Genomic DNA, 23405 nt, shown 5'->3' on the forward strand with positions numbered 1-23405 from the left:
CTACCTGTTGCACAACCTGCAACTTAAAGGCAAGACTGTAATCGCGCTGACTGCGCCTGATAACTCGTTTTAAGTGTTTCTTCATAATAAGTCAACTTGGATGTCAACTTATTTCAGGACGGGACACTGCTAGTTCAGAGAGGCTTTTCCGTTTTAAAGCCCCTTTTAAAATGGATAGTGCAGGTTTTTAATCCGTTAAGGAAAATTTTACTTCTGTTTGGCATTCGCTGACTTGTACTTGGTGACGGCATTGGCTATTAATATAAAAACATTTATAAAGGTCGTCCGGGTTTTAATTCCGAAAAAACCAGGTCGAAAAGCAATTATTTTGCTACCTTGAAACCACCACGCTTCGAAATAAAAAAATTTGGATAAAGTGATGCTAACATACTTTCTTTGTAGTTGGCGCCTATTTTTAAGAAGAAATTATTTTCTAAGATGACATAATCACCATCTACCGAGTGGATCTTTGATTCGTTTACAAGATGTGATTTATGAATGCGCAAAAATGACGTATTTGATAACTTCTGCTCCAATTCCTTCATGGTTAAATAAGTGACATATTTGCTTTTTTCCAGGTGAATGGTCACATAGTTTTGGCAAGCCTCAATATAAAAAACATCATCATGATTCAGGCGAATCATCTTTCCTTTTGCTTCGCTTTGAATATAAAAATGCCGGGGGCCGTCATTGTGGCGCTCAGGGTATTTGCCGGCTCTTACTTTATCTAAAGTATAGTTCAACTGCGTTAAACATATCGGGTTGATCAGAAAATCGACAGCGTTGTAGCTAAACGCCAGCACCGCATCTTCCGGTGATTGGGAGGTAATGATCAGTGAGGTATGATTCGTTATCAATTCGGGCAGATTGCTTTGATGGGCCGCGCACACTTCAACATTTACAATTACTGCATCAGGGAATCGTTCTTTTTTAAGAATTTCTTCTAAAGCAATATTTGGGTTGTTTTGACTGCCGGCCAGTATAAAATCGGTATGATGGTGTAAATGGTTAGCTATGGCATTAGCTGCCACGCTTTCTTCAATCACGTACAATGAAAATATTTCCGTTTTGGCAAGGTGAGATATCATAAAGGAAAAATTGGTTTAGGTGTTAGTCTTAGAGCTAAAACTAATCTTTTATACGTGTATCGTATAATAAAGTTACTTCGCAGGCGAAAAATTAAGCAGGTATAATTTGTTTAGTTCCCGCGGTTTGGTAACGGTCGACTATATACCAGCAACCTTGTGCAAACTGATAGGTATTTGTAGCTTTTGTTGATTTGTGTATGCAAAAAGCCATTTCGTCATGACAAAACCTGTTGTTCGTGTAATAAAATAAAAAATGAATTTCCTTTTGGTTAATATTGGATAACTGAAAATTAAAAACATGAAAAACTTAAACACAACTATCGAAAAGGCTACTATGCCGAAAGCAAATGCTGTTAAATCAGCGAGCCGCAAATTAATTTGCAGCTTATTAACCGTATTATTTTTGCTTACCTGCTCTTTGTCAACTATGGCAAAATCTGGCTTCACCTACCGACACTTATACCATTACGGCTACGGTTTCTTCTACGGTTCGCAAACCAGCGATAACAGCGGTAAAGACATGAGCAATCCTTATTTATTGCCTTTTACATTAGGCTTCGGCACCAACGACGTAACCTATAACCAAGACACTGAGAGGACTGGGAGTTCTCCCTTTGTTAATAACTATGGGGATCCTACACATTCCGGCAATGATAAATATCTTCAACTCACTGTAAATGACGATGGTTACGTGACTATACAGGGCGACGAATCCGAATTTGACAGCGTTTTCTATTTGTTTGATTCCTCCTGGAACCTAATTACATCCGGCGATGATGGCGCGGGCTCTGGGGATCCCAACCACTTGGCTCTGCAACCCTGGATCGTAGAATACCTGACTGCCGGCACTTACTACGTAATAGTAGATGGAACTGACAAATATGGTGACGCAACCAGCGGCGACATGCTTATCAACTTTTCTATACAAGCCTTTTGATGATACAAAAATTGTTAAAAAAGGAGACCGTCTCATAAGTTAATTATGAGGCGGTTTTTTGTTGTGATACTTTGATCGATATTAACCCAGCTACAACAGCGTGGGTTATAAAGACCATTGCATTACTGCTCTTATAGTAGAAAGTTACTTAACTCGGCAAGCTAAACAAGGTGTTAAAGCCGGGCAGGCAAGTTTATAAAATACAAGGTAGAATGAGGAAATAAATTGATATAAAAATCCCCCTGCAGCTTACCGCCACGGGGGGATTTTCAATTTATAAAGTTTAAACAGACTTTTTTAAGAGGCGTTTGCCAGTAGCATTAATGGCGCAACTTCCGGCTCCAGAGTCTCTTGTTTTGGCCGGCTATCCAGCTCAGCGTATTTATCTCTTAACTTCTTAAAAATTTCAAAACTAAATGCATCTGCTATTGGTAAGTGATATTTACCAACCGTCTTCTCGTGCAATCTCAGCCTATCAAGCGGGACCCTAAGGTTCTCGTGGTTAATGTGCGTCAGCCCGGTCTCGGCATCGGTAGCAAAAATCACAAATGTATCAATCTCTCTTCCCTTGTTATCTGTGTACACTACAGATGCGTTTTCTTCAAATCTTTTCATATTGTTCATTAACGTTTTATCAGTAAAACAAAGAGCATCAATAACGGCCTCTTGTTTGTTTGCAGAGCTATTGTATTAAGCTGCCTTTTTAACCATTTCGCGATTAACGGCTTCGTTGGCGTGTTGTTTGTTTCTGAATCTTTTGATGTCTTCTGACAATAGCTTTTTCAATTCAATATCTAAGGCTTTCAATAATAATGCGGTGTTTTTCATATTGGCTGATATATACTCCCTAAGAAATAAAAATTGTGCCATGAGTTTTCCGAGCGTAAAAAAACCCTTTTACACTTTGTTACGTATGTTTTTGCGTACACATGAGAGCGGCAAAACGTCCAATAAAGAATATGATTTGCTTTTTTTGAGGTGTAAATACCCTGTAAGCCGGTAGTAATTACAATTGTATACTGATATTGAAAATATCCTTCAACGCAAGGATAGCTGCCGCCATGCCGTTGGCCCCGACCCTACTACAATGGTATCATAATCGCGTTTTTCTAAGCTCATTCGTAAAGCAAATATAGAGTATTACAACGCGAGGTTTCTGAGAGCTACTTATGGGTAGTGTCTCAGTTTGAATTTATTTTTTAATGATATAGCATTAGAGGATGGATTTTATTGGAAATACACCCACAATCCAGTTATTACGATAAATGCGATATAGAAACATAATCCATATAGTGTCCATCTAACCGATTCTCTATATTTTCTAATATATCCATCTGCTTTATAAGTTACTGCAAATAAAAGCATCAAAAATCCCGGAAATAAAAAGGCGAATATTTTCGCAACGATATTTAATGGCTCGTTTGCTTTCGTTTCTAAATTCTGCTCTTTTTGTTTTATTTCAGTTTTGGCGGCTGATATTTGGTCGTTGGAAAGATTTCTTTTTTCAAACTCTCTTTTAGCCGCTTCGACTGCTAAAGGTTGATAATCACCAACTGGACTATTAATTACAGACAATAATTCGGCATCTGTCCGTTTTGCCATTACCGCTTCAAATTGGTTACTCATGATCAGGTTTAAAGTGAAAATAAATAGAATAAAAAAAGCCACTTATTAGGTGGCTTAAATATATGAATAAGTTAAGATTGATTAGTCCGCTAACCTTACAATATCTTCAATAGTCATTACATCTTTTGTCAATCCTGCTTCCATTGCAGGGGTAACTCTTAATGTTTTATGGATTTTAGCGAAATTGTAATAAACAAAGTGCAGGGCTATAGCATAGCAATGGTTTTCCATTTTCTTGCTAAATGCATTTGTAAGCCTTGTAAATCTACGCATGTGCATACGCATAGTCAAGATTGCTCGACTAAAAACCTATATAAAGCAGACAATGGATGTTTTGGAAAGCTGCACAGAAGAATATGAGTTTAGAAAAAAAATGTTTGAAATGTATAAAGTACCCCTACAACGGCAATTATTTAGAGATTAATTATCAGAACCCCATCTTTTTTTAGCGGCTCTTTTAGCTATTTCTGAACGTTGTTCGGCTGTGAGGCTATTTGCCCTTGCTTTACCGCCAACAAGTCCGCCCGAGCGACCCTTTACGTCCTTATCGGCTTTTTTTGATTTATTCTTATCTTCGGCATCTCCAGTAGCTATATCTGTAATAAATTTAGCTAACTGATTTATGTCCTTTTTTGCCATGCAGCAAATTTATATATAAGTTGTCAAGCATAAAAATTATTTATTTTTCAAACTGAGACACTACCTACTTATGAGGTTACTCGGATATCGACAATTGCTTTAACAGTAAACCTTTCCACTCCTGGTAAACCGGCTCAAAGGCATCGTTATTTGGCTCAATAAGTTGCAGTGGCTGCATTTGTCTAAAGGCTTCCTGTGGCGAAGCAAATATTCCGGCGCCAATTCCCGCACCTAAAGCTGCACCCACGCTGCCGTCGTTGTTATAGAGTTCGACAGGAATCCCGGTAGCGTTAACAAAGGTTTGTGCAAACAGGTTGCTCAAAAACAAATTGGCTTTACCTGCGCGGATAACCGTTGGGTTCATACCGTTTTCGCGCATAATATCAACCCCGTATCTAAACGCCGAGGCTATCCCCTCTTGCACCGCGCGGAAAATATGTGCCTGGGTGTGCAAGTTTAAGTCGATATGATGAAAATGTACGCCAATTAATTCGTTGTTTAACATGCGCTCGGCCCCGTTACCAAAAGGCAAAATGCGCAGGCCGTCGCTACCCAAGGGTATTTTAGCAGCCTCGCTATTCATTTGCTGATAACTTACCGCAGCGCCGAAGAGGTTCTTTGTCCAGCGATATAAACTGCCGGTGCCATTGATGCAAAGCAGCACACCCAAACTCTTTTGCTGTTCGGTATAATTAACGTGCGCAAAAGTATTTACGCGCGATTGCGGGTCATAGGTCAATTCATCGCTAACGCCATAAATTACACCCGAAGTACCGGCTGTGGCAGCTACTTCTCCCGGATTCAGTACATTTAGTGATAATGCGTTGTTTGGCTGGTCGCCGGCCTTATAGGCGATGGGGATACCGGCTTTTAAACCCAATTGCTGCGCTACCGACGGCAGCACACCCCCATGATTTGAAAAAACCGGCTGTATAGGAGGGAAAAAGCTCTCGCTAAAGCCGTAGTGATTGATGATGTCTTTTGATATAGTATTATTAACAAAATCAAAAAATACGCCTTCTGACAAAGCCGATACAGAGGTAGTGATCTCGCCGCTCAGTTTCATAGCGATGTAATCGCCGGGCAGCATGATCTTATCTATCTTCGCATACACCTCAGGCTCATTTTGTTTTACCCAGGCCAGCTTGCTGGCCGTAAAGTTTCCGGGCGAGTTAAGCAGATGCGACAAGCATTTATCATGGCCTATGGCATTGAAAGCCTGTTCTCCTATCTCAACCGCACGGCTGTCGCACCAGATAATACTGTCCCGCAGCAAATTCTGATCTTTATCAACTAAAACCAGTCCGTGCATTTGATAAGCAATGCCGATGGCTGCTATATCCTGTGGATTGTATTTACCGCTTTGATTACAGGTCTTCAATGCTTGCTGCACATGCTGCCACCACATGTCAGGCGACTGCTCTGCCCAACCGGGTTGCAATGTCGTAATGGCCGATTCTGTTTCGGGATATTGCGCCGATGCTACAGTTTTCTGTGTTTGAGCGTCAACTACTGATACTTTGATAGACGATGTGCCTACATCAATTCCTAATAATAACATGCTGTTAAGCTGAGTAATGGTTTATAATTGGTTAGCGATTAGCCGGTGCAAATTAAATTTTTTTCAGTTTTAAAATACAATCGATTGCAAGAATATTTTTCTAAAGTTTAATAATCCACTTTCAGCTATCATTCAGATCACTCACTTCTGTTTCATTTCAGACCATTCCGGATATCAATTTGCGGTTAGTCTTAATCTGAAAATTTAATATTTTTTCAAGCCAATATTGAACTGGTTAAAAATCAGCCAATTAAAATTTAACAAAAATTAGTATCTTTTTTGTTACAATAAAATAGATTAATTATACTTGTATCTACAAGCCTAATTAATTTAAACTATGAGATACCCCAACCGCATATTGTGGTTGGTTATTGGTGTTTTGGTTTTTTATGCATTTTCTTGCAGCAAAGAAACCAAAATGCCGGTAACCGATCCATATACCCCCAGTACAACAGTGGCGCCGTCATCTCAAGCGGCAGGCGGTAGTCAGGGCTCTTCAGCATCCACCGGGAAAACATCTTCTTCAGGTTCTCACACCTCGGCCCCATACTATGATGTATCAGTGGCCAATCCTGATGACGGCACGCCCTATACCGGCTGCTGCAAAACCGAGAATGTAATTATTATTGTAATGGATGGGCCCCGCTTTAGCGAGACCTTTGGCGACTATACCAAGCAGTACATCCCTAATCAGCAAAAAATGTATACGCGTGGCGCCATGCTGGGTAACTTCAGAAACAATGGCACTACCAATACCGATTCGGGCCATGATGCTATTTGCACCGGCAACTACGAGGATCTGGAAAATACCGGACAGGTGTTACCGCAATACCCCTCTATTTTTCAGCAATATTTAAAGGCAACAGGCAAACCGGCCGAAAAAGCCTGGGTAGTTGCATCGAAAGATAAATTGCAGATTTTAGCTGATTGCCAGACATTGGGCTGGGCCGGGCAGTACATGCCGCGTACAGACTGTGGCAAAAATGGTTTATTTAGTGGGTACCGGTCTGACGATACGACATATCATCATGCTGAAAATATCATAAGTGCTTATCACCCTAATCTGATGTTGATCAACTTTAAAGATCCTGACGTCTTCGGGCATTCAAATCAGTGGGGGCAATATCTGACTGCAATAAAAAAAACCGACGAGTATATTAAAGCGCTATATGATTTTATTGAAAACGACGAGATATACAAAGGCAAAACCACCGTCATTATTACCAACGACCACGGCAGGCATCTAACCGGCGTGGCCGACGGCTTTATGAACCACGGCGATGGCTGCGAAGGGTGTCGTCATATTGAGTTTTTAGCCCTGGGCCCGGATTTTAAACAGGGAGCTGGTATTGATCCACCTTATGAACAGATTGATATAAGCGCAACGGTTGCTAAACTGCTTCATTTTAACATGGACTACGGTAAGGGTAAAGTGATCGACGCTATTTTCAGATAGAACCATTCTAAATATAATCATAATTGGCATCCTCTGTTACTAAGCAAACGTTTACGTAACAGAGGTTTTGCTTTATAGCACATTTTATTGTTCAGGGAATAACTAAAAAAAGTTACTTTTAGCACCAACATTTAAGTTTAACCAATTATTAAACCATGAAACTTATTAACAAATTTGTTTGCTGCATATTGCTGCTATCAGTAGTTAGCGTAAAATTGCGTGCGCAAGGCAAATCTATTAACCTTACATCGCCAAATGGCGAAATTAAGGTAGCCATTACACTGGGCGACAAAATCTATTACTCCGTATCTGACCAGGGCAGAGACCTATTGACCAAAGATCATTTAGCATTAACGCTTCGCGATGGTGTATTGGGCGAAAATCCAAAACTTGCCGGCACCAAAAAAGGCAAAGGCGATGAAGTGATCAGGCCTTATGTACCTGTTAAATTTTCGACTGTAAGAAGCGTATATAACTGGGTATTGTTGACCTTCAAAGGTAACTATGCCGTCGAGTTTCGCGCATTTGACGATGGTATTGCCTACCGTTTCATCACCAGCAAAAAAGGCGACGTAGAGGTTTTGAATGAGGACTTCTCGATCAACTTCCCGCAGGATTATACACTTAATGTTCAACAGCCGGGCGGATTTAAAACATCGTACGAAGATGCTTATACCCACATTTCATCGGCCACCTGGAAACCAACTGATAAAATGTCTACCCTGCCGGTATTGATCGACACCAAACAAAACTACAAGATACTGATCAGCGAGTCTGACCTGAGCGACTATCCGGGCATGTTCCTGAAAGGCACCGGCGAGAATGGCGCTGTAAGTACTTTTCCTAAAGCTCCGCTTGACTTTGGCCCCGATGGCGACCGCAGCTTGAAAATCTTAAAATCTGCCGATTACATTGCCAAAACAAAAGGCACCCGCAATTTTCCGTGGCGCTATTTTGTAATCACCAGTAATGATAAACAGCTGATTGAAAACACCATGACCTTAAGGCTGGCTTCAAAAAGCGTTATTGGTGATCCTACATGGGTTAAACCGGGCCAGGCAAGCTGGGAGTGGTGGAACGATGCTGCTCCTTACGGACCGGATGTAAACTTTGTATCAGGATATAACCTGGATACTTATAAATATTACATTGACTTTGCTTCGAAATATGGTGTTAAATATATTGTAATGGACGAGGGTTGGGCTAAAACCACTACTGATCCGTACACTCCGAATCCTGAAGTTGATGTAAAAGAATTGATCCGTTACGGAAAAGAAAAGAACGTAGGTATCGTATTATGGTTAACCTGGCTAACTGTGCATAATAATATGGGTTTATTTAAAACCTTCCATGACTGGGGTATTAAAGGTGTTAAAATTGACTTCATGGATCGCAGCGACCAGTGGATGGTTAACTATTATGAAGATGTAGTTAAAGAAGCAGCTAAAAATGAAATATTTGTCGATTTTCACGGCGCATTCAAACCATCGGGTTTAGAGTATAAATATCCTAACCTGATATCGTACGAAGGCGTACGCGGTATGGAGCAGATGGGTGGCTGCAGGCCTGACAACAGTGTTTATTTTCCGTTTATGCGTAATGCTGTAGGCCCTATGGATTACACCCCGGGCGCAATGATCAGCATGCAGCCCGAAGCTTACAGCGCCAGAAGGCCGAATGCCGGCAGCATAGGCACACGTGCTTACCAAATGGCGTTATACGTAGTATTTGAGAGCGGTATCCAGATGCTGGCTGACAACCCTACGTTATACTATCGCAATGCCGATTGCACCGAGTTTATTACCAGCGTACCTACTACCTGGGACGAAACCAAAGCACTGGTTGCCGATGCGGGACAGATTGCAGTTGTGGCCAAACGTAAAGGGCAGAAATGGTTTATAGGTGGTATTACCAACAACCAGGAAAAAACCCGCGAGGTTGAGTTGAACTTTGATTTCCTTGAAAAAGGTAAAACGTACACCATGACCTATTTTGAAGATGGCATAAACGCAGGCCGTCAGGCTATGGATTATCGCCGCAAAACAGCGCAAGTAAAAGCTGGTGACAAAATGACTATCAAAATGGTTAGAAATGGTGGTTTTGCTGCCGTATTGCAATAAGATCATATTTAACATAACAAAAGGTCCGGCGCTCCATGAGCCGGACCTTTTTTGTTTATCCCCAGCCCAAAGAACATTCAGGCATATTGATGGTTGTATGGGATATAATGTCAGCCATGAAAAAACTATTCCTTACGCTTATAACAGTCACTTGCTTTACCATTACCACGAAAGCACAGGATACTTTACGAGCTTCTTCGGCCTATCATGATCATTTAGATAAGGTAGTCACTTTATGTGATGTGGTGTATGAGGTAAAAATTATCAGCGATACTGTAGCCTACCTTTATGCAGGCGGATATCACAATAATGCTAAATTTACTATCGCCGTAAAAGGCAACAAGCTACAACTGGACTGGGCTAATCTTAAACGTAAACATTTGTGCGTGACCGGGGTGCTGCAATTATATAAAAACACCTATCAAATTATAGCATCAGAACCCAAACAGATTACGGTTGCCAAATAAAGTTTTCCTTTTTTGCAGATTTTGTAACAATCGCCATTTATAGTTTGAAAAAGCGTGATATAAAGTTTATAATTGCCAAACCAATTTTAAACTTTAAAAATGAATAAGCTGACAACCGGCGACTATGTAGTATTTGCAATCTACTTTTTTGTAGTAGCTTTTTATGGATTATGGGTATACCGACGCAAGCGTAAAGCTGAAACCGGCTCCAACGATTATTTCTTAGCAGAAGGGTCACTGACCTGGTGGGCCATCGGTGCATCACTGATCGCGTCAAATATCTCAGCCGAACAATTTATCGGCATGAGCGGTTCGGGTTTCAAAATGGGTTTGGCTATTGCTACTTACGAATGGATGGCTGCTGCTACCCTCATCATTGTAGCAATATTCTTTATCCCGGTATATCTCAAGAATAAGATATTTACCATGCCGCAGTTCCTGAACCAGCGATATAATGGTACGGTGGCCATGATCATGGCTATTTTCTGGCTTTTGCTATATGTAGTGGTTAACCTAACCTCGATACTCTTCCTGGGTGCCCTGGCGGTAAGTGCAATATCGGGTGTAAGCTTAAATGCTTGTATCTGGGGCATGGCTATTTTTGCGGTAATCATTACACTGGGCGGTATGAAAGTTATTGGTTATACTGATGTTATCCAGGTATTCTTCCTGATCTTAGGCGGCTTAGTTACTACTTATATTGCAGTAAATCTGGTAGCAACCCACTTTGGTTCTCCAGGTATCTTGAATGGTTTAAGCATCATGAAAAATCAGGCTGCCGACCATTTCCATATGATCTTTAACCATGACAATCCGAACTACCTTGACCTGCCCGGTTTAAGCGTGCTGATTGGTGGTATGTGGATAGTTAACCTGAACTATTGGGGCTGTAACCAATACATTACTCAACGCGCTTTGGGTGCCGATTTAAAGACGGCCCGCGGCGGTATATTATTCGCAGCGTTCCTGAAATTATTAATGCCGGTTATTGTGGTATTACCTGGTATAGCAGCTTTCGTTCTGTATAAACATGATGTATTTGATTTTTCACACAAAATAGGTACAGGTGGCGATATGAACCCTGACCGCGCATATCCTATTTTGCTTAATCTGTTGCCATCGGGCTTAAAAGGCTTATCATTTGCAGCATTAACTGCCGCTGTGGTAGCTTCTCTGGCTGGTAAAGCCAACAGTATAGCTACCATATTTACGCTCGACGTTTACAAGAAAATCAATCCGGGCATCAGTGAAAAGCAAACAGTAAACATTGGTAAAATAACGGTGGTTGTAGCCATGTTTTTGGGTATTATTTTATGTACGCATTTGGGTATCGATAAAAAAGGCGGTTTCCAATATATTCAGGAATATACGGGCTTCGTATCTCCAGGCATCTTTGCCATGTTTATTCTTGGTTTCTTCTGGAAAAAGACAACTTCAAACGCGGCACTGTTTGCCACCGTTGGCGGCTTCATTCTGTCTTGCGGATTTAAGGTATTACCTCAATACGTCAATCTGGCTGCACTAGCGCCTTCAGGTTTCGCAGCCAAAAATGCGGACACTGGTATATACGAAATGCCCTTTATAGATCGTATGGGCTTTGTGTTTCTGATCTGCGTTATCGGCATGTATATTATCTCGATGATTGAGAATGCCAAAGGCGATAAAGTGCACGGGCTGGAGGTTGACAGCAGCATGTTCAAAACATCAAAAGGCTTTGCCGTGGGTACTTTAATAGTTTGCGGTATCCTGGTAGCGCTTTATTCATTTTATTGGTAAGATTAAATATATTTATCTTTTTTTGGGGGATAATACTAAACGCCTTGTATAGCAATATACAGGGCGTTTAATTTTAAATAATGTAATTTTGGTTCATCTATCATCATCACACATGATCAATAATTTAGAACAAACTTTCCGTTGGTACGGACCAAACGATGCTGTTACGCTACAGGCTATCAGCCACACCGGCGCTACCGGAATTGTAAATGCGCTGCACCACATCCCTACCGGGGATGTATGGAGCCCCGGGGAAATTAAGAAACGTAAAGACATCATCGAAGCTGCGGGCTTTCGCTGGTCGGTTGTAGAAAGCGTGAACGTGCACGACAGCATCAGAACAGCCACTCCCGAGCGCGACCGGCTTATAAAAAACTATATCGAGACTTTAAAAAACTTATCCGCCGCAGGCATTAAAACCGTTTGCTACAATTTTATGCCCGTGTTGGACTGGACACGGACCGATATTGATTATCGCCTACCCAACGGCGCCTCTGCCCTGCGTTATCACGCCCCAGCCCTGGCGGCATTTGATCTGTATATCTTAGAACGCCCCGGTGCATTTGACGAGTTTAGCCCGGCACAGCAGGAAGCCGCAAAAGCTTATCTGGATAGCATTACGCCTGAGCAAAAACAAGAACTGATCAATACGGTTATGGCCGGCTTACCAGGAACCAAAGACGTACTGACCATAGATGAATTTAAGGGGTTTTTAAAACGATATGCTGACGTCGATGCTACTGCATTGAAGGCCAACATGGCTTACTTTCTGCAAGCCGTTATACCCGACGCTGAGAAACTTGGTATTAAAATGTGCGTTCATCCGGATGATCCGCCGTTCCCGATATTTGGCCTGCCCAGGATCGTATCGACCGAACAAGATCTAAATGATGTGGTAAATGCTGCCCCGTCAAGCAGCAATGGAATTACTTTTTGCACAGGCTCCTTAGGTGCACGTGGAGACAATGATCTGCCGGGAATAGTTGAGCGATTGGGCCAGCACTTTCATTTTCTGCACCTGCGCAACGTAAAGCGTGAAACCGATGGCAGTTTCTATGAGGATAATCATCTGGAGGGCAGCACCGACATGTATGCAGTGATGAGAGCCATTGTGCTTGAACAAAAGAAAAGGCAAGAAGCTGGTCGCGATGATGTGGCCATCCCGATGCGCCCTGATCATGGACACAAACTGCTGGATGATTTTAATTATGATACTTTTCCGGGATATTCAGTTATAGGCCGCCTAAAAGGCCTGGCAGAACTACGGGGCTTAGAGCTGGGCATAAAACGTAGCTTAGTGTAAACCAATGTTACTTATAAATGAAAAACCTGTATATGTAGAATATACGGGTTTTTATTTTTTTTTAAGCCCTTTATCAAAACAATTGGCCGTTTCGCGGGCTTATGTATTGGGCAACTTGAGCCCGTGAAGCCCCGTAACCACAATATGCCTCATATAGCAGCAACATCTACCATAGATCTACCTTATAAAACAAAACAGCAAGACGTTAAGCAACAGGCGAAGGAGCTATTCTCGGCCAACTTTCCGCAAACAGACAGGTTGATATTTGCGTTTGATAACACCGAAATAATAACCCGCAATTTTTGCAAGCCCTTGTCCTATTACACAAAGCAAAATACCTTCGAACAACGCAATAATGACTACATCGAAATTGCGCTCAATTACTCAGTACAGGCTGTTGAAGATTGTATCAGGAAAGCAGGTATCAGTAAAGATGATATTACCGACATCGTGTTTGTATCTACGACAGGTTTGGCTACCCCGAGTCTGGACGCGTTGATCGTCAATAAAATGCACCTTAATCAGCATGTAAACCGCAGTCCGCTTTGGGGCTTGGGCTGCGGTGGCGGAGTATCTGGCATGGCTAAGGCCAATATGGCGGCCATTGCCAACCCAAATGCGGTGGTGTTACTGGTAGCGGTGGAACTATGTTCGCTTACACTTATTAAAACTGATTACAGCAAGAGCAATTTCATCGGCTCAAGCTTATTTTCAGACGGCATAGCAGCCTCTATTATCAAAGGCGATAACTATCACCAACAAAATAACAAAGTAGCTTACGTGGCGGCTAGCAGCAAATTATACTATGACTCGTTAGAAGTAATGGGTTGGGATTTTCATGACACCGGCTTTAAAGTGCTTTTCTCGAAGGATATCCCCACCTTCATACATGAAAATGTAGGGGCTGATATTACCGAATTTCTGACTAAACAGAACCTGCAGCTCAACGATATCAAAAGCTTTATATTTCACCCCGGCGGCAAAAAGGTTTTAGATGCCTACGCTGAGGCCTTGCAGGTTGAAGGAGATTTCCTGAATAAAACCCGTGCGGTAATGAACGACAACGGCAATATGAGCAGTGCCACCGTATTATATGTTTTAGAACGGTTTATTCGTGAGGGATTTGAAGATGGTTACGGATTAATGATGGCTATGGGGCCGGGGTTTTCGAGTGAAATGGTGTTGTTAAAGCTCACTAACGGTTAACATGTATTTCATCCTATTTATTTCTTTCCTCCTTCTCCAGCGTTTATCTGAGCTGTATATATCCAGTAGAAACGAGAAATGGTTGCTGCAAAACGGCGCCGTTCAATATGGGCAAAGCCATTATCCATTTATGGTGTTAATGCATACCCTTTTTGTTCTGTCTGTTATTGCCGAATACAATTGGCGCGGCGGGCCACCAATAAGTTGGTATGCCCTGACCGCATTTTTAGTGGTTCTATCGTTTAAATATTGGGCACTATCGTCGCTTGGCAAATATTGGAACACTAAAATTTACCGTATACCGGGTGTTTATCCCGTTAAAAAGGGACCCTATAAAATTTTCAAACATCCCAACTATATGGAAGTAGTATGTGAGATTGCCATTATTCCGCTGGTATTTCACCTTTATTACACAGCAATAGCATTTACACTGCTTAATGCAATTATGCTAACTGTAAGAATAAAGGTTGAAAATAAAGTTTGGGCACAATAGTTTAAAACCGCAGGGCGCCGGAGCGCACCGCGAAAAGCACTGATAACATTAGTTTTATAATTAGAGGCTAGGGACCTGGGGCAACTAATAATTAGTTAATAATTATCAATTGCGTCTCTAATATAAACGCTTAAAAATCTAAAAATCAAAAATTTAAAGAAAATATACTTTCACATTAAGCGCCATTTACCTTCAGGAAAACTTTTGCCTATTACTAAAATAGCTTTATAGAACAGGCAATTATTTACACTAGGCATTTCAATTACACCATTTTAAACACCGCAGCTGCCAATGGCGGCAAAGTGATATTAATTGAATTGCTTCTGCCGTGCCAACTTACCTCTTCGGTTTGAAGCGGCTGCGTGTTTTCAGTGCCGCTGCCCCAATAGTTTTTATTATCAGAATTAAATATCTCTCTCCATTCGCCGGCAGCAGGCACGCCTATACGATAATCATGGCGCGTAACCGGTGTCATGTTGAGCACCACCAGCAAATCATTTTGCGGATTATTGCCCTTGCGCACATAAGCCACTACCGAGTCATGAGCATTACCGCCATCAATCCATTCAAAACCTTCCGGCGAAAATGCTTTTTCATACAGGGCTGGTTCAGAGCGGTACAGTTTATTCAAGGCCTTAACAGTTTCACTGATACCTCTGTGGTTTGGATATTCCTGCACATGCCACTGCAGCGCAGTTTGGTAGTTCCATTCGTCGCCCTGGCCAAACTCACAGCCCATAAATAACAGTTTAGTGCCAGGGTGGGTAAACATATAACTATACACCAGGCGCAGGTTGGCAAATTGCTGCCATTCATCGCCAGGCATTTTGCGTAGCATAGCGCCCTTGCCGTACACCACTTCGTCATGCGAAAAAGGCAGCATAAAGTTTTCGGTGAACGTATAGATCAAGCTAAAGGTAAGCTGATTATGATGATACTTTCGATTGATGGGGTCTTCAGCGAAATACTTCAGTGTATCATGCATCCAGCCCATCATCCATTTCATTCCAAAACCTAATCCGCCTAAAAACACCGGCCGACTTACCCCGGTAAATGAGGTAGACTCCTCGGCGATAGTCTGCACATTGGGGAAATGGCTATAAACCGCCTCATTAAATTCTTTCAGGAAAGATATAGCTTCCAGGTTTTCATTACCACCGAACATATTAGCTTCCCACTCCCCGTGTTTGCGCGAATAGTCCAGGTAAAGCATTGATGCTACTGCATCCACCCGCAAACCATCTACATGATAACGATCTAACCAAAAAATAGCATTGCTGATCAGGAAAGCCCTAACCTCATTGCGGCCATAGTTAAATATGTATGATTTCCAGTCGGGATGAAAGCCTTTGCGGGCATCTTCATGCTCATACAGGTGCGTACCATCAAATTTGTAAAGTGCCATTGCATCGCCGGGGAAGTGCGATGGAACCCAATCGAGTATCACGCCGACACCTTCCTGGTGAAAACGTTCTATCAGGTACATCAATTGCTGCGGCGTACCATAACGCGACGACGCCGCATAATAACCACTAACCTGATAGCCCCAGCTAGGATAGTAAGGGTGCTCCATTATCGGCATAAATTCCACATGGGTAAAGCCCATATCACGCACATAAGGCACCAGCATATCGGCCAGTTGTTCGTAATTGTAAAACTCGTCCGGGTGGTCGTAATCGCGCGCCCACGAGCCCAGATGCACTTCGTAAACTGAATAAGGTTTATCTAACGCATTATGTTGATGACGGTCGGTCATCCATTTGGTGTCATTCCATTCGTAATAAGTATCCGCTACTATAGAACCTGTAAGCGGGGGCACTTCCCAACGCAAGGCAAACGGATCACTTTTTTCGAGGTCTTCGCCGGTTGATGAGTTGATAAAATATTTATAGATCTCACCATTACCCACATCAGGAATAAAGCCTTCCCAAATACCTGAACCATCCCAACGGTTATATAAAGGGTGCGAACCGCGGTCCCAACCGTTAAAATTGGCTATGACAGAAACATATTGTGCATTTGGCGCCCAAACGGCAAAATAAGTACCTACTACCCCGGCGTGCTCAACCACATGCGAACCCAATTTTTCATACAGCTTATAATGTTTGCCCGACTGAAACAGCGCTATATCAAAATCAGAAAAACGGCTGTAAGGTATAACCCGGCGTACATTATTTAGCTGCGCGATATGATCAACCACCGTTTCGGTTTTGGTTACTTTTTTAGCTGCGGCTTTTGGTTTTGCCGGAGCTTTTTCTTTGGCAGATTTTTCTGTCACTACTTTAGCCTTCGCCGTCTTTTCGGGCTTTGCTTTAGCAGGTTCAGGTTGGGTAGTTGTAGTCTTTTTTGCCATGGTGGATTAGCCTTTGCAGGCGATTAGATAAACTCAATTAAGTTAATGAGTTTAATAATAACAATCAAATATATCATTATTGTTTGGGAGAGGGCAATAAATATCATTACAGTGGGCTACATCCAAATGCTTTGTTAAAATGTTAATATTTTCATTTGAAGTAAAAACAAAAAGCGGGGCTGACTATAAAGTACATCCTTTATGTCAGCCCCGGTTCCTGATATTAGGGTATCACCTGTATCATGATACGGTACTATAAATTCAATGTCCTGATCAATTAATTGCGATCTCGATCTTTTTAAAGTTTTTGCCGTATCTAAACTCTAACAGGCCATTTGCGTTTGTAGTGAAACCTTTAATAGGTTTACCGTCTGCAGTAATTGCCGCCGGTTTAAATGGCAGGCCCGATATAGTGAATGCATAAGTTTCATAACGCGGTGTGTACAACCCTTCCATACTTTGCTGGATAGTCAAGCTGGTTTTATCGCCGTTTGTTACAAATTTCTTTTCCGAGTAGATATCTTGCTCATAGGCAAAGGTTTCACCATAATCCTCAAAAAAGAATGAGTTAACCTCATGTTCAGCGAAATAGATATTAAGTTTAACTTCTTCAATTTCCTTCTCGCCAACATATTGCTGTATAGGATATTCAGGAATAACAGCGCCTGCTTTGATAAAGATCGGGATGGTTTCCAGCGGAGTTTGAACTTCAACCTCCTTACCGCCTTCAACCACTTCCAGCGTCCAGAAATTGTACCAGGTGCCGGTTGGCAGATACACACGGCGGCTTTTCTGACCCGGTTCGAGTACCGGGCAGATCAATATCTTATCGCCATAGGTAAACTCATCCTGACGGAAATAATTATCAGACTCAATCTGTTCCTGCATTACAATTGGCCTCAGGATAGGAAAGCCATAACGGTGGTGCTCCCAAAAGGTTGAGTACAGGTAAGGCAATAATTTATAACGTAATTCGATGAACTTGCGATTGATAGAAGTATACGGTTCGCCAAAGCTCCAGGGCTCGCGCTCCTTGGTATCGCCGGCAGAGTGCGCACGCATAAACGGCGAGAAAGTACCCAACTGTATCCAGCGGGTAAACAACTCGCCATCGGGCTCGCCGCTAAATCCGCCAATATCAGTACCGCAAAAAGGGACCCCCGACATTGACAAACGTTGCAGCTGGATATTACCTAATTTCAAATGCTCCCAAGTGGCTACGTTGTCGCCAGTCCAAACAGATGAGTAACGCTGCACACCCGAATAACCCGCGCGGGTAATAGTGAACGGACGTTTATTTTTCATGATGTTGCGCAAACCTTCGTAGGTAGCACGCACCATTTGCATACCATAAACATTATGCGCCTTACGGTGCGACCCCCGGTAACCATCATATTGGTGGCGAACATCATCGGGAAAGGTACTGGTACCAAATACTGCAGGCTCGTTCATGTCGTTCCAGACCCCGGCTACACCCGCGTCAACCAATCCCTGGAATAAACCACCCCACCATTCACGCACCTCTGGGTTAGTAAAGTCAGGAAACTGGCAACGGCCCGGCCATACGTGGCCTTCCATAAAGTAATCATCACTCCGGCGGCAGAAATAGCGTTTTTCTTTACCCTCTTTAAACACCCAGTAATTATCATCCACACGAATACCCGGGTCAATGATCACTACGGTCTTAAATCCGTCGTTAGACAGATCTTTTATCATCTTTTTAGGGTCGGGGAAATATTTTTTGTTCCAGGTAAAGCAACGGTAACCATCCATATAATCGATATCCAGATAAATACCATCGCAAGGGATTTGCTCCTGACGAAATGTGCTGGCGATCTTTCTGACTTTCGACTCTGGATAATAACTCCAACGGCACTGGTGATACCCCAAAGCCCAAAGTGGTGGCATAGGGTGCGTACCGGTGAGTTTGTGGTAGTTTTTAACCACATCCATCATGTGGGGCCCGTGGATATAATAATATTGTAATTCACCTCCATCGGCCCAGAAACTGGTTTTATCTTTCTCTTCAGAACCGAAATCAAAGTGCGATTTAAAAGTATTGTCAAAGAAAATACCATGCGATATACCTTCATTTATACTAATATAAAAAGGGATGGTACGATAAATAGGGTCCTGGTTCCACTGGAATGAATACGCATCTGTATTCCAGTTTACAAAGCGCTTGCCACGCAGGTTCAGTTCGGTTGGTTTATCGCCCAGGCCAAAGAAACTCTCGTTTGGTAAACAAACCTTGGTACAGAACACATAGTAGCCGCCAAATGCCACATTCTCTTCCCAGTGCATGGGCACTGCATCCATGCTGGTAATATTATCATCAGCATCAGAGAACGAGATAAAGAAATCAGCTTTACGGATATGGCAATTTACAACGCCGGTTGAAACACGAAATTCTGTGTCATTCTCAAATAACGTAAAGACAGCGGCCTTAGATGTTAACTTAGGTACGCCATATGAAAACTCTTCCAGGAAAACGCCATGCGGAGCCAACCTTACCCGAATTATTTCATCGGAAACAACAACGATCTCTACTTTAGCTTCGCCGTCAGTAAAGAAAAATTTATTGGCTATCTGATCGGCTTGATTGGGTACGCCGAGGTACTTTTTTATGATGGGTTTTAAGCCTATTATAGGATTATTTACATGCTGAAATACTTCCTCTTCGGCAGTTTTGTTTAATTCTAATTGGGGATCTATCGTATTCTCTTTCATATACTATACTCGATTCGGCTCTGCACCCACCTTTATTTGCGCTAATAGCCAATACTGGCAATTGCCCGTTTCAACAGCTAATAAACGACTTTTATTCTATAAAGTGACGGAGTGCCTCCGGAAAAGATCGGCAAGCGCGAAAAATTATGAAACTCGTAAATTTCAGTACTTTAAAGTCCGAAATATAGCGATGGGTTTACAACGCATCGCTATATTGTCTTTTTAAATTTATAATGAGCTGAGGGCCGATTTTAAGCCAACTACTGCAGCATCGCTGCTTTTTCCGGTTTCAAATATCTCTGACGATGTCATTTTATTGTTGTAGAAAGCGTGGTTAGCATCTTTATCAATTGCCAGGTTTGAACCATGAATGGATATACCGGCAAACAAACCACGGCTGCGTGAATAAGAATACACTTCGGCTTCTAACTTATAATCTGTAGTAGCCTGCGAGCTGCGACCAACCGGACCCGCCGCTGCTGAGATATCACCCCCAATAGTAAAGTCGCCATTTTTAACTTTTGCGAGCACGCCTTTGTGACGAAATACCAATACTAAATCAGTCGACTGTACGCCTATTTGTAAACCAACACTCCCTCCGGTTAAGGTGATAAACACAGGATCACTCCATTTACCGTCAGGCAATTTAACTAAGGCAACGCCTTTGCCACGTTTAGCACCCACGCCCAAACCGGCATTCAACAGTCCCGGAATAATTACTACGCCTTCATATTCGGACATTAACTGGTGCGGGATACTTTCTTTCATTTTACCAAAGGCTTTCAAAACCTCGGTTGATTTATTTACACGCTCTGCTTCCTTGCTTACATCTGTAGCTGAGGCCAATACAATAAATACGCTTAACAGCATCAGCATTATAAAGAATTTCGGTGTTTTCATTGTTTGAATGTTTTTTAGAGAAACCTGTAATAACAGCAGTTGTTTTTAGAAATATCAGATAGTCGGTCATTTAATTGTCCTATATGTGCCTGGTTTGGCACTTATCTTAACGTCTGCTTATCTTTGCCGCAATGAAGCCCGATAAACAGCAGGTATTTTCTATCAACAGCCGTGCAGCATTTGCTGATACAGCCTTACAGGTTTTCAGGCACCAGGCGCAACAGTGTGCAATTTATGCTGATTTTATTGCCGGTTTGGGAATTGATGCACAAACCATTACAACTGTTGAACAAATTCCTTTCCTGCCTATTGAGTTTTTTAAAGGTCACCATATATTGAGTTCTGAGGATGAGGTACAGGTAACTTTTACCAGTTCAGGTACTACGGGCATGATAACCAGTAGTCACTATATCACAGATATTAGCTGGTACGAAGAAAGCTTCCGTAAAGCGTTTGAGTTGTTTTATGGCGATATCAAAGGCTATACTGTATTGGCCCTGCTGCCGTCTTACCTGGAACGCCAGGGGTCATCACTCATCTACATGGCGCAGGATCTGATTACGCAATCTGAAAATCCTGACAGCGGCTTTTATCTATATAACTATGACGAGTTGGCCGCAAAACTCGCCAAACAGCAAAAAGCCGGCAAGCCTACACTATTAATAGGTGTAACCTTTGCATTGCTTGATTTTGTAGAGCAATATAAAATAAACTTCCCGCAACTGCTGGTGATGGAAACCGGCGGCATGAAAGGGCGCCGTAAAGAAATGATCCGCCAGGAATTGCATGAAGCTTTATGCAAAGGTTTTGGTGTAAAAGCAATTCATTCGGAGTATGGCATGACCGAACTGTTATCACAGGCGTACTCCAAAGGCGAAGGCATTTTTGCATGCCCGCCGTGGATGAAGGTTATTACACGCGATACCAATGACCCGCTGAGTTTAGTTACCGATGGCAAAGCCGGGGGCATCAATGTCATTGACCTGGCTAATATCAATTCCTGCTCGTTCATTGCAACAAAAGATTTGGGCAAGATTTATGCTGATGATAGTTTTGAAGTTTTAGGCCGTTTTGACAACGCCGACGTTCGCGGCTGTAATTTATTGATAGCGTAAAACTTATAAGCAACTAACGGATTTTATATATTTTTGCACCTCATAAATATTAACTCAAATGATAGACAAATTTTTGCGCGACGAGCAAGATCCAAAAGCAGTTGAAAAAATTCACAACCGCCTTGTCGATCTTCTAACATCCGGAGAAGAGATTATATATATCGCTGTACAGAAAAAACCTTTGGTAAATATCCTGCCAGACTGTATTGCTATCACCAATAAACGTGTATTGTTTTTTACTCCTGCTAACCTCGGCCTTTCTATCAAATTTGTTGACTTTGTTTGGAAAGATATTGTAGATGTTTATACTAAGGAAGAGATTATCGGCGCTATTTTCAGTGTAAAAACAACCAACGGCGCCGAAATGGGCGTTGACTATCTGCCTAAAATACAGGCGCGCAAATTATATCAATACGCTCAGGAGCGTAAAGAGGCTGAACGTGAGGCCCGTCGCCTGCGCGACCTGGAAGAAAAACGTGCAGAGTCGGGCGCAGTGCAATTTGAGCATCAGGCGCAGGCATTCCAGCCAACTCCCCCGGTATCCCCATCGCAACCAGCGCCTGTGGTTCAGCAAGACGAAGTTAAACCTGACGTTTTAACCGAAAAATTGAAAAAGCTAAAAACCTTATTCGATAACGGTTTAATATCTCAGGAAGAGTACAACCAAAAGAAACTGGATTTGCTGAGCGATTTGTAAATTGTCAGGGAAGTCGTGAATCAAAGAAAAACGGCTCGATAGATATGATCTTTGCTTCAGCCGCTTTAGGATGAAGCGGATTAAACAAAAAATTAAACTCTTGCTTAACAATTGCCGACGGCACTTTAAGCAGGAGTTTTTCTTTTTTAAGCAGGAAATTATTACCTATTTGTTAAGTACGTATTGATCGTCGTAATGTTCCCAATTTCGAGGCAATGTAGCGGCATCCAATTCGGTGGCATCATCAGGAACTTCTACCTGCATCAGGCATAAATAATTAGGGATGTTAGTTGGTTCTAAATGCACCAGCGCCTCCAGCATCGCCAACGAGCGCGATGAAGCCAGGTAAACCGCTGCTTTACCCTCGCTGTTCCAGCGCCCGCTATATAAACGCGAACCCGTACCGCTTAGATCGGCAAAGTCCTTTCGGGTAATACGATAAAGTAACATTAAGCAAAAATGCCGTGCTCAATACGCCCCAACTCTTTAAAAACAATATCAAATCCAACCGAGGTATCCAGAAGAGACACAGGTGCTTCACCATTAAAAACGTAAAGTGGGGTTTTCATCCAGGTTTTGAATTTGTCAAGAGAGCCAAATACTTCTTCGCCACGGGTATACAGGCGTGCCAGTTCAACGGCTTTCTCGGCATACTCAGTTTTTATTATAGCATCATCATCATAGCGTTGTAAGGTACGCTCAGATATATGCATGATGTTTGAAAACTCCTGAATAGTTAATGAGATTTTCTTTGCCAAAGCCATTAAGCCACGTTTAGGCAAGCCTTGGCGACTTAATTTTACAAGCTCCTGGTTACCCATAATATTAAATTGCCTTGCCGCAGTACTCAATACTGTAGCAAACAAATTAGGTTGAGTGCCATAAGCCAGCATCGGTTCATTGAGTTGGTTATTTGAAGTATCGTCGCTCATAAATCA

Annotated in this window: 21 protein-coding genes and 1 pseudogene; 10 read left to right on the forward strand and 12 right to left on the reverse strand. The window is 42.2% G+C overall.

The window, feature by feature from the left end; all coding sequences use genetic code 11:
* Positions 1-323: 323 nt before the first annotated feature.
* Complete coding sequence (locus ABD772_RS16880; RefSeq protein WP_345107174.1) at positions 324-1088, reverse strand: LytR/AlgR family response regulator transcription factor; 765 nt, start codon at positions 1086-1088, stop codon at positions 324-326.
* A 298-nt stretch (positions 1089-1386) separates the two neighbouring features.
* Between ABD772_RS16880 and ABD772_RS16885 the strand changes: the two genes are divergently transcribed.
* The gene (locus ABD772_RS16885; RefSeq protein WP_345107177.1) at positions 1387-2025 is read left to right on the forward strand and encodes a hypothetical protein; all 639 of its coding nucleotides are present in this window, start codon (positions 1387-1389) and stop codon (positions 2023-2025) included.
* Between the two features lie 297 nt (positions 2026-2322).
* Here the strand turns inward: ABD772_RS16885 and ABD772_RS16890 are convergent, their stop codons facing one another.
* The 6 genes and pseudogenes from ABD772_RS16890 to ABD772_RS16915 form a co-directional block, all read right to left on the reverse strand.
* Complete coding sequence (locus tag ABD772_RS16890) at positions 2323-2640, reverse strand: hypothetical protein (protein WP_345107180.1); 318 nt, start codon at positions 2638-2640, stop codon at positions 2323-2325.
* A 75-nt stretch (positions 2641-2715) separates the two neighbouring features.
* Positions 2716-2853 carry a hypothetical protein gene (locus tag ABD772_RS16895; protein ID WP_345107183.1) on the reverse strand — a complete coding sequence of 46 codons (138 nt, stop codon included), beginning with the start codon at positions 2851-2853 and terminating at the stop codon, positions 2716-2718.
* A 399-nt stretch (positions 2854-3252) separates the two neighbouring features.
* Positions 3253-3651, reverse strand: a complete 399-nt coding sequence (locus ABD772_RS16900; protein WP_345107185.1) for a hypothetical protein — start codon at positions 3649-3651, stop codon at positions 3253-3255.
* A gap of 81 nt (positions 3652-3732) precedes the next feature.
* Positions 3733-3951 (reverse strand): annotated as a pseudogene (locus ABD772_RS16905) (IS1 family transposase); the annotation flags it as partial.
* Between the two features lie 120 nt (positions 3952-4071).
* The gene (locus ABD772_RS16910) at positions 4072-4290 is read right to left on the reverse strand and encodes a hypothetical protein (protein WP_345107188.1); all 219 of its coding nucleotides are present in this window, start codon (positions 4288-4290) and stop codon (positions 4072-4074) included.
* Positions 4291-4366: 76 nt separating this feature from the next.
* Complete coding sequence (locus ABD772_RS16915; protein ID WP_345107191.1) at positions 4367-5851, reverse strand: xylulokinase; 1485 nt, start codon at positions 5849-5851, stop codon at positions 4367-4369.
* 337 nt (positions 5852-6188) lie between these two features.
* Between ABD772_RS16915 and ABD772_RS16920 the strand changes: the two genes are divergently transcribed.
* The 7 genes from ABD772_RS16920 (at position 6189) to ABD772_RS16950 (ending at position 14672) form a co-directional block, all read left to right on the forward strand.
* On the forward strand, positions 6189-7307 hold the full coding sequence (locus ABD772_RS16920; protein WP_345107194.1) for an alkaline phosphatase family protein: 1119 nt from the start codon (positions 6189-6191) through the stop codon (positions 7305-7307).
* 155 nt (positions 7308-7462) lie between these two features.
* Complete coding sequence (locus tag ABD772_RS16925; RefSeq protein WP_345107197.1) at positions 7463-9427, forward strand: glycoside hydrolase family 97 protein; 1965 nt, start codon at positions 7463-7465, stop codon at positions 9425-9427.
* 116 nt (positions 9428-9543) lie between these two features.
* Positions 9544-9894, forward strand: coding sequence for a hypothetical protein (locus ABD772_RS16930; protein WP_345107199.1), 351 nt, complete (start codon positions 9544-9546; stop codon positions 9892-9894).
* A 99-nt stretch (positions 9895-9993) separates the two neighbouring features.
* Positions 9994-11670, forward strand: coding sequence for a sodium/sugar symporter (locus tag ABD772_RS16935; RefSeq protein WP_345107202.1), 1677 nt, complete (start codon positions 9994-9996; stop codon positions 11668-11670).
* Between the two features lie 112 nt (positions 11671-11782).
* Positions 11783-12973: a mannonate dehydratase gene (uxuA, locus tag ABD772_RS16940; RefSeq protein WP_345107205.1), complete on the forward strand. Its 1191-nt coding sequence runs from the start codon at positions 11783-11785 to the stop codon at positions 12971-12973.
* Positions 12974-13117: 144 nt separating this feature from the next.
* The gene (locus ABD772_RS16945; protein WP_345107207.1) at positions 13118-14179 is read left to right on the forward strand and encodes a type III polyketide synthase; all 1062 of its coding nucleotides are present in this window, start codon (positions 13118-13120) and stop codon (positions 14177-14179) included.
* 1 nt (position 14180) lies between these two features.
* Positions 14181-14672: an isoprenylcysteine carboxyl methyltransferase family protein gene (locus tag ABD772_RS16950; protein ID WP_345107211.1), complete on the forward strand. Its 492-nt coding sequence runs from the start codon at positions 14181-14183 to the stop codon at positions 14670-14672.
* A 262-nt stretch (positions 14673-14934) separates the two neighbouring features.
* On the opposite strand, the gene glgB is transcribed toward ABD772_RS16950, so the two are convergent.
* The 3 genes from glgB to ABD772_RS16965 all read right to left on the reverse strand — a co-directional run bounded on the left by glgB (position 14935) and on the right by ABD772_RS16965 (position 20655).
* The gene (gene glgB, locus ABD772_RS16955) at positions 14935-17025 is read right to left on the reverse strand and encodes a 1,4-alpha-glucan branching protein GlgB (RefSeq protein WP_345107214.1); all 2091 of its coding nucleotides are present in this window, start codon (positions 17023-17025) and stop codon (positions 14935-14937) included.
* A 273-nt stretch (positions 17026-17298) separates the two neighbouring features.
* On the reverse strand, positions 17299-19755 hold the full coding sequence (locus tag ABD772_RS16960; RefSeq protein WP_345107217.1) for a glycoside hydrolase family 31 protein: 2457 nt from the start codon (positions 19753-19755) through the stop codon (positions 17299-17301).
* A 228-nt stretch (positions 19756-19983) separates the two neighbouring features.
* Positions 19984-20655 (reverse strand): lipid-binding SYLF domain-containing protein, encoded by a 672-nt coding sequence (locus ABD772_RS16965; protein WP_345107219.1) that lies wholly within the window; start codon positions 20653-20655, stop codon positions 19984-19986.
* Between the two features lie 131 nt (positions 20656-20786).
* Between ABD772_RS16965 and ABD772_RS16970 the strand changes: the two genes are divergently transcribed.
* Both ABD772_RS16970 and ABD772_RS16975 read left to right on the forward strand, forming a co-directional pair.
* Positions 20787-21770, forward strand: coding sequence for a LuxE/PaaK family acyltransferase (locus ABD772_RS16970; protein WP_345107221.1), 984 nt, complete (start codon positions 20787-20789; stop codon positions 21768-21770).
* 58 nt (positions 21771-21828) lie between these two features.
* Entirely contained in the window at positions 21829-22467 is a 639-nt protein-coding gene (locus ABD772_RS16975; RefSeq protein ID WP_345107224.1) for a PH domain-containing protein, read from the forward strand.
* 165 nt (positions 22468-22632) lie between these two features.
* On the opposite strand, the gene ABD772_RS16980 is transcribed toward ABD772_RS16975, so the two are convergent.
* Positions 22633-22917 carry an RES family NAD+ phosphorylase gene (locus ABD772_RS16980; RefSeq protein ID WP_345107227.1) on the reverse strand — a complete coding sequence of 95 codons (285 nt, stop codon included), beginning with the start codon at positions 22915-22917 and terminating at the stop codon, positions 22633-22635.
* A complete protein-coding gene (gene parS / locus ABD772_RS16985) occupies positions 22917-23399 on the reverse strand; it encodes a type II RES/Xre toxin-antitoxin system antitoxin (RefSeq protein WP_345107230.1) in 483 nt (160 codons plus the stop codon). The genes ABD772_RS16980 and parS overlap by 1 nt, the downstream gene beginning before the upstream one ends.
* Positions 23400-23405: the final 6 nt, after the last annotated feature.

The sequence above is a fragment of the Mucilaginibacter panaciglaebae genome, from assembly GCF_039539265.1.
GTDB classification, from domain to species: Bacteria; Bacteroidota; Bacteroidia; order Sphingobacteriales; family Sphingobacteriaceae; genus Mucilaginibacter; species Mucilaginibacter panaciglaebae.